Raw genomic sequence first — 16,279 nt, 5'->3', positions numbered from 1 at the left:
AACGAAATTAATAAAAATAGAGTGGATTTTTAGAGAATTTTAAGTTAAAAACGCTTTTACTTAAAATTTCATTCGTTGAATTCTTACAGCATTCAAAATCGCCAATAAAGCGACGCCAACATCTGCAAAAACAGCTTCCCACATTGTCGCATATCCTCCTGCTCCCATAATTAGAACAACAAGTTTGAACACGAATGCCAGCCCGATATTTTGCCAAACAATTTGCTTGGTTCGCTTTCCAATTAATATTGCCTTAAAAACTTTGGTCGGCTGGTCATTTTGAATTACTACGTCCGCAATATCAATCGCCGCATCACTGCCTAATCCGCCCATTGCTATTCCTACATCGGCAAGTGCAATCACTGGTGCGTCATTTACACCATCACCAACAAAAGCAATTTTGCCATATTGCTTTTTTAAAACTTCTACTTTTTCTACTTTATTTTCTGGTAATAAATCGCCAAAAGCCTGATCTATATTTAATCCCGCGGCAACTACTGCAACGACTTCTCGCTTATCACCTGATAACATAACCGTTTTAATATTCAATTGGTGCAAACTTTGAATTGCTTCACTTGAATCAACTTTAAGTTCATCGGCAATTATAAAGTAACCCGCATATTTATGATTGATTGCTCCAACTATTATTGTAAATGGAATCTTTTCAATTTCAGCATCAAACGCAATATTATATTTCTTCATTAATTTAATGCTTCCAACCAAAATTTCTTTTCCATCTACAATTCCTTCTAATCCATGACCAGCTATTTCCTTCACATTGGTAACACTAATCCCATTTCCTGTTCCATTTGCATATTCAATAACAGCAGAACCCACTGGATGTGAAGATTTAGCTTCTATGGCGGACGTATATTTAATTAAATCAGATTCAGAAATGCCAACTGCAACTACTTTTTGAACCTTAAAAACTCCTTTCGTTAAAGTTCCTGTTTTATCAAAAACTACCATTTTAACTTCTGCTAATACATCCAGAAATACAGAACCTTTAATTAAAATTCCATTTCTGCTTGCTGCGCCAATTCCACCAAAATAGCCCAAAGGAATGGAGATTACTAATGCACAAGGACACGAAATAACCAAGAAAATTAAAGATCGATACAACCAATCTTTAAAAATATAATTATCAACAAACAATATTGGGAGCAAACAAATCCCAATCGCTAAGTAAACAACAATTGGCGTGTATATTTTAGCAAATTTCCGAATAAATAATTCAGTTGGAGCTTTTTTAGCTGTAGCTTCTTGAACCATCTCGAGAATTTTCGATAATTTACTATCGGAATAAGCAGTGGTTACTTCAACTAAAACAACTGAGTTGAGATTAATCATTCCCGCAAGAACGCTATCATTTTTTTGTTTGGTATCTGGTTTACTTTCACCTGTTAATGCTGCGGTATTAAAAGAACCATGCTCTGACAAAAGCTTTCCATCTAATGCTAATTTTTCTCCCGGTTTTAATTGAATAATTTCCCCAATGCTAATTTCTGAAGCTTTTTTGGAAATGGCATTTCCCTCCTCAATTACTGTTGCAGTATCTGGTCTTTGGTCTAATAAAGTTTTAATGTTAGATTTTGCTTTTTGTACTGCCAATGTTTGAAAAATTTCACCAATAGCATAAAATAACATCACGGCAACCCCTTCAGCATATTGACCAATAGCAAATGCGCCAATTGTAGCGATGCACATTAGAAAAAATTCTGAAAAGACTCCTCCTTTTCGAATACTTTCAACCGCTTCTTTCAATACTGGAAAACCCACAGGAATATAGGCTATAACATACCAGACAATTCGGCTCCAACCAGTAAACCAAGTTTGAGGATAATAATTATCAAATGCGATTGCGATACCCAATAAGATAAAACTTAGGAAAGCCGGAAAAAATAGTTGAAATGTCGTTTGGCCGCCTCCCGAATGGTCGTGATTGTGGTCGTGACCCTCATCATTTGAGTGTCCATGCTGATCATGAGTTGAACAACATCCAGTTTGTTCATTAGTTTTTTTATGTATTTTTTGTTCTAATGTGCAACAAAGCTGTTTACCGTTTGCATCATATTGGTGTTGATGAAGCATTTTGAATTTATTTATAATTAATGAAAAAAGAAAAGTAAATAATAATTAGAACGGTAGTTATACCTGTAATTAAAAATGTAGCATTGGCTCCAAATTGATACCAAAGAAGTCCAGCCAAAGAACTTGCTAAAAGAGTGCAAATACTTTGAAATCCAGAATACGTTCCTATAGCGGTGGCAGTGTCTTTTTTATCAGAAACATTACTAATCCAAGCTTTTGAAACCCCTTCAGTTGCCGCGGCATAAACTCCGTAAATCAAAAATAATCCACCAATAACATACATACTTTTACTGAAAGCCATTCCAAAATAGACGATTGCAAATAAAGCAAGCCCGAAAATAAACATTTTCTTTAAACCGATTTTATCCGCCAAAATACCTAATGGAAAAGCACTGAGCGCGTACACCAAATTGTAAAAAATATAAACTCCTATCACGGAAGTATCAGTAAGCCCTGCTTGTTTCGCTTTTAACAGCAAAAAAATATCGGAGCTATTAAATAATGCAAATGCTAACAATCCTAGTACTATTTTTCTATATTGTGCTGGACTAGTTTTCCAATAATGGAGAAAAGAGAAAAAAGAAGTTGCTTTGTTCTCAATTCTTTTAGTCCTAATTTTGTCTTTCAGAAAAAACGAGGCAAATACGGCCAACAATCCTGGAATGAAAGCTACATAAAAAAGAGTTTTATATTGCTGTGGGTAATAATAAAGATAAATCAACGCAATCAAAGGCCCTAAAACGGCACCAAAAGTATCCATTGAGCGATGAAATCCAAAGATTTTCCCTTTGGTTTCAGATGTTGCCTCATCGGACAAAATAGCGTCTCTCGCGCCTGTTCGCAATCCTTTTCCAAAGCGATCAATTGATCTTGCAAAGAAAATCCACACTGGAAAAATGAATACTGCCATCATCGGCTTAGAAATGGCACTTAAAGTATAACCCAGTTGAACAAAAGGAACGCGTTTTCCGGAATTATCAGATAATTTTCCAAAATAACCTTTGCTTAAACCTGCTAAAGCCTCAGCAAAACCTTCTAAAACTCCAATTAAAACAATAGAGAAACCAATTGATTTTAGATAAATTGGCATTATTGGATAAAGCATCTCACTTGCCGTATCAGTAAATAAACTTACTAATGATAAGATCCAGACCGTTCTTGAGATGTAATTTAATATTTTCACTTTACAGTCCTTTAATAATGACAATCTTTGTGGCTTTTTTTCGCTTATTGATCCATTTATTCATTTCATTACCAAGATAGGCCGAACCAATCCCTATAAGCGCACCGGCTAACACATCACTCGGATAATGAACCCCTAAATGCATTCGTGAATATCCCACCGTACCAGCCCATAAAAATGATGGTGCAATAACATACCATTTGGGATAAGCAAGACTAAGCGAAGTTGCAGTTGCAAATGCAGAAGAAGTGTGCCCAGAAGGGAAAGAAAGTGGTCCTGCTGAAGTTTGTTGTTCAATTTCAGGATAAGTTACAAATGGTCTGTCGCGCTTAATAGCGTTTTTTAGTGCTATAGTAATAAAAGCAGAAGCTATAAATGTTTCGCCAATCAATAGCCCTTTTTTTTTAATCAAAGAATCTTTTTCTATTAGTCCTACAGCATAAATGAAAATAGGAGTAGCATTGCTGATAATTATCGCGCTATTCGTTAATGTTTTAAAAGTGGGATCCAATGCTTTATTTCTATTAATATTGATATCCCTTAAAACAGAAATATCAAGATTTTGTGCATTAATAACGGTGAGAAAAAAAAGTAATATTATTGAATAAAAATATTTTAAAAAGCCTTTCTTATTTTCCATTATCTCCAATTTTAAAATCAAATATACTATAATTCAATGTGAAATTTTTCAATATACTCATTTCCTAATAAAAAATTAGAAATAAGAATTCCCAACAAAATCCCTATGAAATTTAAAGTTATCTTTCATGTTTTGTAAATCTATTTTAAATTACCTCACAATCGCATCATAAATTACTTCCTGAATATCTTCTCGAATATTTTCTTTGGATAATTTATTTTCAGTAGCCATTGGAAAAGTTCTATTGGATAGAAAAATATATACTATTTCTGTTTCGGGATCAGCCCAAGCCATAGTTCCCGTAAAACCAGTATGTCCAAAACTAGTCATTGAAGCACATCCACAAGTGGGCCCACTACTACCTAATTGAGGTTTATCGAAACCAACGCCTCTTCTATTTCCTTGAGCGCAAAAATAGCAGGTATTAAAATCACTAAATGTTTTTTCAGAAAAATATTGGTGGTTGCCATAATTTCCTTTTTGTAAATACAATTGCATTATTTTAGCAACGTCCATTGCATTCGAAAAAATACCTGCATGACCGGAAACTCCACCTTCTAAAGCTGCCGACAAATCATTGACATAACCCTGCAAAATTTGACGACGGAAATAAGTATCTATTTCTGTTGGAGGAATTCTGTTTTTATCAAACTTCCTTAACGGATTAAAGGTCGAATTATTCATTCCAAGAGAATGATAAAAGTTATCTTGAATTAAATCATCTAATTTCTTTCCTGTCGTATTTTCTAAATAATCTTTCAAAATCATAAAAGTTAGATCGCTGTATTTGTATTCCACTTTTGGCGAAAGCTTACTTTTTATAATCATTTTCATAATGGAATCATGGAAATCATTCCTGATAAAAAGACTATCCCCTAGTTGTTGCGAAAACGCTGCATCTGATGATTTTCTAAAATATTTTTCGGAAGGAGAACCTGATTTACCGATGGTTTCTTTATAAAAGGAAATCCCTGCAACTAGTCCTGCGTAATGAGATAATAATTCTTTAAAACGAATATCTTGCTTATTGGTGTTTTTAAATATAGGAGACATCGTTCCTAATGTTGTTTCCATATTTATTTTTTGCTGATCGTATTGTTGCATTACATTGGGTAAAGTAGCAAGAATTTTAGTCAATGACGCAACATCATAAATATCTGAATTAACGACCTTTATCTCATTAGCGTAGGTGTGATATCCAAATGATTTCTGGTAAATTACTTTTCCTTTTCTTGCTACCAGAACCTGAATTCCTGGAGTCATTTTAGCATTGATTGCTTTTTGGGCCAAAATATCGATTTTGGATAATATTTCAGGATTCATTCCCACGTTTTCAGGTGCAGTAAATCCAAGTCGGTTTAATTTTTCTGTTGTCAAACCATCATTCACTTTGAAACTTGTATGGATTGAAACTGGTAATTTACCTTTGGCCTCAATAGCCCCAAAAATCAATTCAGCAGAAACTTCCTGTGCAATATCGCTATTTTGATACGAAACAATTAATCCTTCAATTTCATCGAAGTTGGTAATTGGTAATAACGAATATGGTTTTGCAAAAACATCTAAAATGACATTGTTGTTTTTAGCCAAATAATTTAACTTTATTAAATCTTCGGACTTAAAATCATTGTTTTTAAAAGCAATATCCGATTTATGAAAACCTATAATTACGGTTGTAAATGGTTTTAATTTCACTTGCAGACTGTCCAAATTATCATCTGCAATAACAGTAACCTCGGCATATTTTTTCAAGGTTGAAATAAAGGAATCGTTAACATCATCCCCTATTTTCACGTAGGCAATTTTCTGATTTTCTAAATTTTTTATCGGTAAAACAGAATTCTTATTTTTTAATACTGTAAGCGCATTTTCATATAATTCGTACTGTAAAGCATTATTTTTAGACGAATTTAAATCTTTATATAAATTTAATGTCTCAATAGGCTTGTAAGAATTCAAACCCGCTTTGTATTTGAATTTTAAAATTTTCTTAACAGATACAGCCAATCTTTCAGCTGAAAATAAATTAGTGGAATAGGCCAATTTGAATTTCTCAATTCCTTCAGGAACATTTTCAGGAAATAATAATACATCGTTGCCGGACATAAAAGCTTCAAAATTAATTTCGCTAGGCATCATCGAGTTACTAACGCCTTTCATATTCAAAGCATCGGTAAAAATAAGTCCCTTGAAACCTAATTCTTTTTGAAGAATATTGGTTACTACATTATATGAAATTGAAGAAGGATAATTGGGTTTTACCTCTAGACTGGGAACATTTAAATGTGCCACCATAACCGAAGAAAGTCCTTCATGAAACATTTTTTTGTACGGATAGAACTCAACTTGTTCCAACCTTTCTTTGGAAAAATTGATTGTTGGCAAACCTTTATGGGAATCACTTTCTGTGTCACCATGACCCGGAAAATGCTTTCCGGTAGAAAATACTCCTTGACTTTGAACCCCTTTCATTAAAGCAATTGCTCTTTCGGTAACCTTATATTTATCTTCGCCAAAAGAACGAAAACCAATGATAGGATTTCGAGGATTTGTATTAATATCAAGAACCGGCGCAAAGTTAAATTGAATCCCTAATCGTTTACTTTGTTCTCCCATTTGAACTCCAACTTTCTCGATCAGCTTCATATCTTGGATTGCTCCAAGTGTCATATTCCACGGATATCGAAAGGTAGAATCTAGGCGCATACCCAAACCCCACTCCGCATCATTACCAATAAATAAGGGAAGTTTTGACTTAGATTGAAAACGATTTACCAAATTAGCTTGACGCACTGGCCCTCCTTGAAAGAAAATTAATCCTCCAATTTTGTTTTCTTTAATTAGCTTATCTATAGCATTAAAATGTACAGTATCTTTATTCGAATAGGCAGCAACCATAAATAATTGTCCTATTCTTTCGTCTAATGTCATTCCGTTATAAACACTATCCACCCATTTAGTTCCTTCTAACGATAGCTCAAAAAGGGTTGGTGTATTATTTAAATTATCCCTAGCAGAATTATCTGTAACTGCCGGACTGTTTTTTAGGATTATTTTTGACTTATTAGTTTTTGACGCCACACAACTAGAAGCGACAAAGAAAAATAGGATATAAAAAAAAACAATTCTGATGCCTATTTTTTTCATTGAACTAATTTTTGTTTAAAAAAAGCGACTGTGCCAGCTATCAATAGCCGGAACTTCCCAAGATTCATTATATTCTTCGATATTATTTACCAAATTATTGAAAACAATAGTGTTTTCAGTAACGGCTTTATCTTTTACCATTTTTTTAAAATCAATCAAAGGTTTATGTGCAATATGTTCCCCTAATTTGAAGGTAACATTCATTTTATCCAATAAATCGACATTGTATTTTTTTTCTAAGCTTTGGATAAATTCAACAGATGAGTCAATTGAGCATCCAGTTGCGGCTTGAACATCCTGATCAACAGCTATTATAATGAATCTATTATATTTTAATTGGTAAGACGATTCTAAACTTGTTCCGTGTGCAGCCCAACTTTCAAGAAAGGATTGCACAGCAGTTTCTATTTCAGAAAATTCGGCATCCGAAAATTTTCTGTTTGATTGGTAAATCCAGACTTTAGACTCTTCGGGTAAATTTTCAAATGGAACTAACATGTTGTTTATTTTAGGAAAAAATGGATTATAAAATTACGATCCGATTATTAAATATAGAATAATGGAAATTTGATTACAAATCTTGTGCGTTTGCAATTAATTCAGCAATGTCCATTACTTTTACATCACCTTCTTTTTCTTTATTTTTAATACCATCTGTCATCATAGTATTACAAAAAGGACAACCAGCTGCAATTATTTCTGGTTTTGTTTCTAATGCGTCTTCGGTTCTTTCAATGTTGATTTCCTTGTTTCCAGGTTCTGCATCTTTAAACATTTGTGCACCACCAGCACCACAACATAAACCGTTAGCTTTAGAACGTTTCATCTCCACTAATTCGGCGTCTAACTTCAATATTAACTCTCGCGGAGCTTCATATACATTATTAGCTCTCCCTAAATAACATGGATCATGGAAAGTAATTCGTTTTCCTTTAAATTGTCCACCTTCAATGGTCAATCTTCCATCATCTAATAAAGATTTCAAAAACTCTGTATGATGAACAACTTCATATTTCCCCCCTAATTCAGGATATTCGTTTTTCAGAGTATTAAAACAATGTGGACAAGCAGTAACAATTTTTTTTGCTTCATATGCATTTAAAACCTCAATATTCATCATGGCTTGCATTTGAAACAAAAACTCATTTCCAGCTCTTTTTGCAGGATCTCCTGTACAACTTTCTTCAGTACCTAGAACGGCAAAAGAAACATTAGACCGATTTAAAATTCGTACAAATGCTTTTGTTATTTTTTTTGCTCTATCATCAAAACTTCCTGCACAACCTACCCAAAATAAAACTTCTGGTTGTTTACCTTGAGCAAGCATTTCGGCCATTGTTGGCACTATTAAATTCTCTGACATAACTTTTATATTTTTATTCCAAATGGATCAATAGTACCTATTTGAAAATATTTTTATATTTCTAATTAAAACAAAATTCAGACAAGATTAATTTTCATTTTTCCAATTCAACCTGTCTTGCTGATTGTATTGCCAAGGTGCACCATTATTTTCAATATTGGACATCATGGCATTTATTGGCATTGGTGCAGCGCTTTGCTCCATAACTAAATAACGTCGCATATCCATAATAATAGAAAGTGGACTAATGTTTACTGGACATTCCTCAACACATGCGTTACATGAAGTACAAGCCCAAAGCTCTTCTGGTGTAATATAATCGTTTAATAATGACTTGTTATTAGGAATAAAAATCCCCTTATTTGCATCAATATTCCGTCCTACTTCCTCAAGTCTATCTCTTGTATCCATCATAATTTTACGAGGAGATAATTTTTTACCTGTAAGATTGGCAGGACATGCGGAGGTACAACGTCCACACTCTGTACACGTGTAAGCGTTCAACAATTGTACCCAATTCAAATCTTGTACGTCACTTGCACCAAATTTTCCAGGAACTTCGTTTTCACCAGCTGGTGGTGCCGCAGCAAATGGATCTGCATTTGGATCCATCATCATCTTTACTTCTTTTGTAACCGATTCTAAATTGTCAAATTGCCCTTCAGGATTTAGATTAGCAAAATAAGTATTTGGGAACGCTAATAAAATATGCAAGTGTTTTGAAAAGTATAGATAATTCATAAAAATTAAAATCCCAGTAATGTGCAACCACCAAAATATCTCAGTCAAAAGCATCACTGATTCATTTGACATTCCATTAAATATAGGCTCTATAAATTGACTTATGGGAAAGGAACCTGCCTTAATAAAATGAGAAAATCCTCCAGGTACATTTTGCAAGTGCAAATCGGATGCGTTCATTAATAAAAATAAAGTCATTAAAACAACTTCAAAATACAAAATATAGTTCGCATCACTTTTAGGCCATCCTTTTAAGTCAGAACTTACAAATCGTTTTAGTTTGATAGCATTTCTTCGACTCCAAAAAGCGATTACCGCAACCAAAACTAATAAAGCCAATATCTCAAAAGAAGCTATTAAAATATTATATGTAGTTCCCAAAAAAGCAAAAACCCTATGAGTTCCAAATAAACCATCAATGATTATTTCTAACAACTCAATATTGATAATTACAAAACCAACATATACCACAATATGAAGCGCTCCTGCTATTGGTCTTTTTACCATTTTTGATTGTCCTAATGCAATCATAGCCATATTATTCCAACGCGCTTTTGCGTTATCTTTTCTGTTAACTGCAACTCCCAGATTTATATTTCTAATAATTTTTTTAATATTATTATAAAAATATCCAAAACCAATAGCCAGCAGTATGGCAAATAATATATTGTCTAAATAGCTCATATTTGCTAGTTTTTTATTTTTACTATTGAATCATTTTTGGGAGCAACGTATGGCTTATTTTTCTTGCCAAATAATGAAATATTCACATATCTCGTAGGTGATAATCGAATATCTTGGAGTAATAATTCTAATTCTTTTGTAGTAGATTTCAAATTTTGATAAAAAGCTTCATCATTTAATAACTTGCCCATACTTCCTTTTCCAGATTGCAAATCACTCATAATAACGTCAACTTTAGCCAAAGTTTTATTTAAATTCCTCGCGGTCTGACCTAAATTAGCTTTGCTTAATGAATCAGATATTTTAGAAAAATCATTAGAAATTTTATTAAAGTTGCTTACTACTCCCTTTATCTGAATTTTATTTTCATCTAATAATGTATTCACACTCAAAGAAGCTTTGTGGAATTGCGCTATGGTTTTACTTAACTCAGACAAACTGACTTTTAAGTCTTCCTGACCTTGCTTATCCAAAACATTATTGACTCCGGTAATAAGTTTATCGGTGTGAAGCATTATTTTTTCAAACTTATCTTGAAGAGGAGCTAACTGATCACCTACTTTTTCAGTAAGGCCTATTTTTACTGATCCTTCAAATTTCTGTCCATCTACAGCTAAAACTTTATCCTTAAAATTAGGCAAAATGGCAATTTGTTTTCCACCAATAAATCCCGGTTCGTAAATGATTGCTTTGCTTGATTTAGATATAGGAAAATCAGTTTTTAATTGAAGTTCAACTAATAAACTTCCATTATTTTCGTTTAATGTAATGTTATTTACTTTACCTATAACAAGACCATTTAGTGTAACAGGTGCTGATTTAGCTAATCCTTCCACACTTCTATACTCCACAAAATAAGTTTTGTAATCTGTAAAAAGATCTCTTCCTTTTAGAAAACTGTAGCCCCAAATAAATAATAAAATAGATGCAATGACTAATATCGCAGTTTTAATTTCTCTTGTTATTTTCAAAATTTAAGTATTTTTTACAAATTTAATATAAAATATTTTAATTTGTTACTATTTAAGCGCTTCTTGAACACTGATTTTTTCGCCATTTTTAAATGCAATTAAAAAAGCAGAATTATATCCTTTATCCTTAGCTTCTTGCAATTGTTTTTTTGCTTCATCGTAATCAGAAGTTTCTCCGTACATGTATTTGTAAACTCTGTGATCATATGCAACCGAAATATTTTTCAATCCGTTAAAATTTCTAGGCTGCAATTCTAGTTTCTTAATACTGGCAGAAAGCTGAACTTTGAATAAAGGGATTGAATTTTCGACTACTTTAATCTTTTTTTTTTCTTCGGAAGTATTAAAGATAATTTTTGGCTTTATTGGATTCGAGGTGTCTTTTATAGGTCTTTCTATTATTTTTTGAGATGGTTTTGTATCAAATGTTTCAGGCTCACCATTTCCATAATACTCGTTTTTATAACTTACAATAGCGCTGGCAATTGATTTAGCAACATCATTTTGTCCTTCTTCAGAGTCTAAAATATTTCCTTCTTCAAAATTAGAAATAAATCCCATTTCAATAAGTACTCGGGGCATGTACGCTTTATGAAGTACCATATAAGGTGCCTGTTTCACTCCTCCACCTCTAATTTTTTTACCTAAAGCACCGAATGCATCCTCAACTTTACTCGCTAATGAAATACTATTGTCTAAATATTCCTCTTGCATCAAGGTCATTCCTATCATAGTTTCAGGAGAATTGGGATCAAACCCTTCATATTTCTGTTTGTAATCTTTTTCCAAAGTAATTACGGAGTTCTCTTTTTTAGCCGCTTCTAAGTTTGAAGCTACTTTTGTCATACCCATTACATACGTTTCCGTACCAAATCCGGCTGTATTTCTATTCGCATTACAATGTATAGAAACAAAAATATTGGCATCAGCTCTATTAGCAATATTGGCACGCTCCACTAAATCAATAAATACGTCTGTTTTTCGAGTATAAATCACATCAACTTTTGGAGTGGCCTCCAAAATTCTTCCTACTTTGAGAACCACAGCCAAAGCTATGTTTTTTTCAACATGACCATTATATACGGCACCAAAATCATGAGCACCGTGACCTGCATCTAACGTTACTTTAAAAACATTCGATTGACTAAATACTGCCGTAGAAATTATCGTTAGTAGTAAAGTCAGTATTGTTTTACTTATATATATGATTCTCATAAATTTTAAAGTTAATTTTAATTAAAACACAATGGTTATAAATTTAATATTTGATTATTTTTGACAAAAAATTATATGTAAGTTTGACGTTTCAAAAAACAGGCCATAATTTTACAAAAATAGCATTTAAACCTTTGCATACAAACTTATTTAATATCGTTTTATTATCAATTTTCCTAACAATAGGATCTGGTAAATTATATTCTCAAAATATAACGAAAAAAGCAGCAGCTATACCTACTAGTAAACAAATAGATAAGGTCAAAACGCCTACTGTTAAAACAGTAAAACCTGATGCAACTATAAAAAAGGAAAATGATTCGATTAAAATCGATACTATAAAACAAAAAAAAGCATTTCTTGATGGTAAAGTAAAATATAGGGCTGAAAAATACGCTAAGATTGACCAAAAGAAAAAACTTATAACGTTATATGACAAGGCTGAACTGTATTATCAAGACATAGAATTAAAATCAGGAATTATCGTGATGGACTATGAAAAGAATGAAGTTTATGCTGGTCGAATAAAAGATTCCACAGGAGCTTACACCCAATATCCTAATTTCAAACAAGGAAGTAACGTTGTGGAGCCTGATTCAATTCGCTTTAATTTTAAAACTAAAAAAGCTTTGATTTGGAATTCAAGAACGGAGCAAGGCGAATTTAAAGTAAAAGCAGAAATTACAAAAAAAGAAAATGATTCTGTTTATTTTTTAAAAAATGCTCGTTTTACTACTTCTAAAGATGTCGATAATCCGGAATACTATTTTCAAACCAGCAAAGTTAAATTTATTCCTGGCAAAAAAGTGGTTACAGGACTTACAAATATGGTAATTGCCGATGTTCCAACACCAATTGCCCTACCTTTTGCTTTTTTTCCAATGAGCAAGGAAACCAGCATTTCAGGGATAATCTTACCTAGTTACAGTGACTCTAATACAAGAGGCTTTTCATTGCAAAATGGTGGTTACTACTTTGCGCTAAACAATCATTATGATTTAACTGTTTTAGGAGATTATTATACTAACGGTAGTTACGGTATGCGTTTTGAATCCAATTATGCCGACAGGTATAAATATCGTGGTAATTTAAATGTACGATTTGAAAATTTGATAAATAGTGAAAGAGGATATCCAGACTATTCGAAACAAAAAATATATAATATACAATGGTCTCATTCCAGAGATTCTAAATCAAATCCTAATTCTAGTTTCTCCGCCTCTGTAAATCTTGGGAGCAGTAAATATTTTAGACAGTCAATAAATCAAGCTAATATTGGTTCAAATCTTAATAACACCTTAAGTTCGTCTATTTCTTATAGTAAAACTTTCAATACTATTCCGCAAGCTAGAATGTCTTTGACCGCCACGCATTCTCAAAATACACAGACGCAAGAAATTAACATGACGTTACCAACACTTCAGGCAAGTGTGGATCGTATCTATCCATTTGTAGGGAAAGACGGTGCTAAAAAAGGTTTTATCAAAAATATCAATCTACAATATAATTTAAGCGGTAAAAATAGTTTTGTAACAACTGACTCTTTATTCTTTAAACCACAAATGTTCAGAGATGCTAAAACTGGTATTGAGCACACGATCCCATTAAGCACTAATTTCAAATTATTTAAGTATTTCAGCGCTTCCTCTTCTTTAAACTATAGAGAAGTATGGTATACAAAAACTATTACCCGGAATTATGATACTGACCAAAGTAAAGTAGTCGATAAAACTATAAACGGTTTTGACGCTTTTAGAACTTACTCTTTTTCATCCAGTGTAGGAACTACAATCTATGGTACTTTTAATTTTGGTGATGATAAAAAGATAAAATCTATCAGACACGTCATGCGACCATCAGTTTCTTATGGCTATACTCCTAGCTTCGAAAAATATTATGATAGTTATGCTTCTGATGCCAGCGGAACAATGATAAAACAATATTCTCGTTTTGAAACCGGTATCTTTGGAGCGCCTGGAAATAGTAACTCTAACACTATGGGTTTTGATTTAAGCAATACATTTGAAGCAAAAGTCAATGACAAAGATTCTACTATGACTGAACCAAAAAAAATAATGCTTCTTAATAACTTGAATCTTTCTACCAGCTACAACTTTGATGCTGACGGAGTCAACTCTCTTGCTTTTTCACCCGTTCGAGTTAGCGGTGGAACACAGCTATTGAACAACAAAATGAACGTAAATTTTGGCGCCACATTAGATCCTTACGCGATTAATAATTCAGGTACAAGGATTAATGTTTTTAATATTGACAATGGTGGAAGTTTGTTTCGAATGACAAGTGCGAATATGACTATGAATTATGCCATATCAAGTAAAGAAAAAGACAAACCTAAGAAAGAAAAAAACAGTCAAAGTGAAAGAAATGGTGGTCGAGAAGATGATTTATTTGGTACAAACACTGATTTAAGTGACAGTAGAAAAAGTCAATTTGGTACTGAAGAGGAAGAAGATAAAGGAGAAGACAAAATTTCAGAGTTTTTTAATGCTAAACTACCTTGGGATATGACTTTTGCCTATTCGCTTACTTACGGAAACAATAATAGAGAAAAGAAAATTATTGGAAATTCATTAATGATTTCTGCCAATGCTGATATTACACCAAAATGGAAAGCAGGAGTTTCAACAGGTTATGATTTTGTTCAAAAAGGAGTAACATTTACGCAGTTTCGTTTCGAAAGAGATTTATTAAGCTGGAGAATGGATTTCAACTGGACACCATTTGGGACAAATGCAAACTGGGGATTCTTCATTGGAATAAAAGCAGGAGTATTAAGTGATATAAAATACGACAAACGCAGTAGAACCAACAGATAAGACTTTGTTTATTTTTTCGATACACAAAAATATTTAAAATACAAAACCATTTATTTTATGAAAAAGATAATTTTCACCGAAAATGCTCCGGCTCCAATCGGTCCATACAATCAAGCTGTACTTAAAGGAAATACGCTGTATACCTCTGGCCAAATTGCAATAGACCCAGCAACTGGAGATTTAGTATTAGATTCTATTGAGGTAGAAACGGAGCAAGTAATGCAAAATATGAAAGCAGTTCTTGAAGCTGCGGGAATGATATTTGAAAACGTTGTAAAAACAACTATTTTCATAATGGATATGAATGATTTCGGAAAAATAAATACCGTATATGGTTCTTATTTTAACGAAAAAACCGCTCCAGCACGTGAAACGGTTCAAGTGGCATGTTTGCCAAAAAATGTAAATGTAGAAATTTCAATGATTGCAATACTTTAAGCAGTATTGCATTTCATTTAGATTCTATTTATTAGCAATGTGATAGGCTATAAGACCGTCAATTGGCCTTCTTAAAACATTACCTAGTTTCAATTCATATTTGTCAAAAGTTTCTTGTAATTCCTCTTTCAAGTAAAAAGCGATAGAACCTACAAAGTGAACAGGAACCTCTTTACAATTGTCATATTGTTTAATATAATTTTTTACAAAAGATTTCATTCCTTTGAAGATAATTTTTCTGCAAAACTCAGTTTCTTTATGTTGAATTAAGAACTTCGCAAAAGTCGCTAAGTATGCGTTTGGATTTGGCTCTTTATACAATTTACTTTTTACGCTATCCGGTTCTAAATCATATTCTTTCTCAAATTGTTCAGCCAATTCTTTTGGCATTTTATTGAAGTAATATTTTCGGATAAGTTCTTTCCCAAAAACATTACCACTACAATCATCCATGACGATATAACCCAATGATTGTACTTTTTGATACAATTCTTTACCGTCAAAATAGCTACAGTTTGACCCCGTGCCTAAAATACTCACAATAGCTTGTTGTCCTTTAGGTGTTGTAGCATAAACAGCTGCATAAGTATCTTCTTCTACAGAAATAATGGCATTGGGAAAATACTGTTTAAAAATTTGCGAAAGCGTCATTTTCATTTTATCTGTTCCACAACCTGCCCCATAAAAAAACAAATGGGTAGTGTTTTTTTTGTTTTGCAAAATATCAAAACGATCATTCAAACGTTCAATAATTTCGTCTCCATCAAGCACTTCTGGATTTAATCCTAAAGTTTGTGTTGTAAACAATACTTTTCCTTCTTCATCTATCGCAATCCAATCGGCTTTGGTAGAACCACTATCAACTATTAATCTCATTTCTTTTGGTTTTATTTTTGGTTTTTTTAGATTTTGCTTTTCGAATTGAAAAATATATTTAAAAAGATTATAAATTTTGAAAAAGCAAACAAA

12 protein-coding genes are annotated in these 16,279 nt (G+C 32.6%); 2 read left to right on the top strand and 10 right to left on the bottom strand.

All coding sequences use genetic code 11. From position 1 onward, the window contains the following. Nucleotides 1–60 precede the first annotated feature (60 nt). From IWX84_RS11840 to IWX84_RS11800, 9 genes are all read right to left on the bottom strand, one after another. The gene (locus IWX84_RS11840; protein ID WP_196850964.1) at nucleotides 61–2,091 is read right to left on the bottom strand and encodes a heavy metal translocating P-type ATPase; all 2,031 of its coding nucleotides are present in this window, start codon (nucleotides 2,089–2,091) and stop codon (nucleotides 61–63) included. 7 nt (nucleotides 2,092–2,098) lie between these two features. Then, nucleotides 2,099–3,274 (bottom strand): MFS transporter, encoded by a 1,176-nt coding sequence (locus tag IWX84_RS11835; RefSeq protein WP_317192120.1) that lies wholly within the window; start codon nucleotides 3,272–3,274, stop codon nucleotides 2,099–2,101. 1 nt (nucleotide 3,275) lies between these two features. Beyond that, nucleotides 3,276–3,914: a phosphatase PAP2 family protein gene (locus tag IWX84_RS11830; protein WP_196850963.1), complete on the bottom strand. Its 639-nt coding sequence runs from the start codon at nucleotides 3,912–3,914 to the stop codon at nucleotides 3,276–3,278. A gap of 150 nt (nucleotides 3,915–4,064) precedes the next feature. Next, entirely contained in the window at nucleotides 4,065–7,061 is a 2,997-nt protein-coding gene (locus tag IWX84_RS11825; protein ID WP_196850962.1) for a glycoside hydrolase family 3 N-terminal domain-containing protein, read from the bottom strand. 15 nt (nucleotides 7,062–7,076) lie between these two features. Beyond that, a complete protein-coding gene (locus IWX84_RS11820; RefSeq protein WP_196850961.1) occupies nucleotides 7,077–7,559 on the bottom strand; it encodes an ABC transporter ATPase in 483 nt (160 codons plus the stop codon). Nucleotides 7,560–7,632: 73 nt separating this feature from the next. Continuing rightward, entirely contained in the window at nucleotides 7,633–8,424 is a 792-nt protein-coding gene (locus IWX84_RS11815; protein ID WP_196850960.1) for a (Fe-S)-binding protein, read from the bottom strand. Nucleotides 8,425–8,511: 87 nt separating this feature from the next. Next, complete coding sequence (locus tag IWX84_RS11810) at nucleotides 8,512–9,849, bottom strand: (Fe-S)-binding protein (RefSeq protein ID WP_196850959.1); 1,338 nt, start codon at nucleotides 9,847–9,849, stop codon at nucleotides 8,512–8,514. Between the two features lie 5 nt (nucleotides 9,850–9,854). Continuing rightward, nucleotides 9,855–10,820, bottom strand: a complete 966-nt coding sequence (locus IWX84_RS11805; protein WP_196850958.1) for an MlaD family protein — start codon at nucleotides 10,818–10,820, stop codon at nucleotides 9,855–9,857. Nucleotides 10,821–10,868: 48 nt separating this feature from the next. Next, a complete protein-coding gene (locus IWX84_RS11800; RefSeq protein WP_196850957.1) occupies nucleotides 10,869–12,035 on the bottom strand; it encodes an N-acetylmuramoyl-L-alanine amidase in 1,167 nt (388 codons plus the stop codon). A gap of 83 nt (nucleotides 12,036–12,118) precedes the next feature. Between IWX84_RS11800 and IWX84_RS11795 the strand changes: the two genes are divergently transcribed. Both IWX84_RS11795 and IWX84_RS11790 read left to right on the top strand, forming a co-directional pair. Further along, complete coding sequence (locus IWX84_RS11795; RefSeq protein ID WP_196851033.1) at nucleotides 12,119–14,872, top strand: putative LPS assembly protein LptD; 2,754 nt, start codon at nucleotides 12,119–12,121, stop codon at nucleotides 14,870–14,872. A 57-nt stretch (nucleotides 14,873–14,929) separates the two neighbouring features. After that, nucleotides 14,930–15,310, top strand: a complete 381-nt coding sequence (locus IWX84_RS11790; protein WP_196850956.1) for a RidA family protein — start codon at nucleotides 14,930–14,932, stop codon at nucleotides 15,308–15,310. Between the two features lie 24 nt (nucleotides 15,311–15,334). Here the strand turns inward: IWX84_RS11790 and IWX84_RS11785 are convergent, their stop codons facing one another. Continuing rightward, nucleotides 15,335–16,186 carry an N-acetylglucosamine kinase gene (locus IWX84_RS11785; protein ID WP_196850955.1) on the bottom strand — a complete coding sequence of 284 codons (852 nt, stop codon included), beginning with the start codon at nucleotides 16,184–16,186 and terminating at the stop codon, nucleotides 15,335–15,337. Nucleotides 16,187–16,279 lie beyond the last annotated feature (93 nt).

Origin of the sequence: Flavobacterium sp. CG_9.10 (assembly GCF_015752245.1) — a bacterium.
Taxonomy (GTDB): Bacteria; Bacteroidota; Bacteroidia; order Flavobacteriales; family Flavobacteriaceae; genus Flavobacterium.
Note: the sequence above shows the minus strand (reverse complement) of the source record. Positions and strands in the feature narration are given on the sequence as shown.

What these genes read in the sequence shown, in the direction of transcription:
- IWX84_RS11830 (WP_196850963.1), bottom strand. Translation starts at nt 3,914, where the DNA reads ATGGAAAATAAGAAAGGCTTTTTAAAATATTTTTATTCAATAATATTA.
- IWX84_RS11825 (WP_196850962.1), bottom strand. Translation starts at nt 7,061, where the DNA reads ATGAAAAAAATAGGCATCAGAATTGTTTTTTTTTATATCCTATTTTTC.
- IWX84_RS11810 (WP_196850959.1), bottom strand. Translation starts at nt 9,849, where the DNA reads ATGAGCTATTTAGACAATATATTATTTGCCATACTGCTGGCTATTGGT.
- IWX84_RS11790 (WP_196850956.1), top strand. Translation starts at nt 14,930, where the DNA reads ATGAAAAAGATAATTTTCACCGAAAATGCTCCGGCTCCAATCGGTCCA.
- IWX84_RS11800 (WP_196850957.1), bottom strand. Translation starts at nt 12,035, where the DNA reads ATGAGAATCATATATATAAGTAAAACAATACTGACTTTACTACTAACG.
- IWX84_RS11820 (WP_196850961.1), bottom strand. Translation starts at nt 7,559, where the DNA reads ATGTTAGTTCCATTTGAAAATTTACCCGAAGAGTCTAAAGTCTGGATT.
- IWX84_RS11815 (WP_196850960.1), bottom strand. Translation starts at nt 8,424, where the DNA reads ATGTCAGAGAATTTAATAGTGCCAACAATGGCCGAAATGCTTGCTCAA.
- IWX84_RS11785 (WP_196850955.1), bottom strand. Translation starts at nt 16,186, where the DNA reads ATGAGATTAATAGTTGATAGTGGTTCTACCAAAGCCGATTGGATTGCG.
- IWX84_RS11840 (WP_196850964.1), bottom strand. Translation starts at nt 2,091, where the DNA reads ATGCTTCATCAACACCAATATGATGCAAACGGTAAACAGCTTTGTTGC.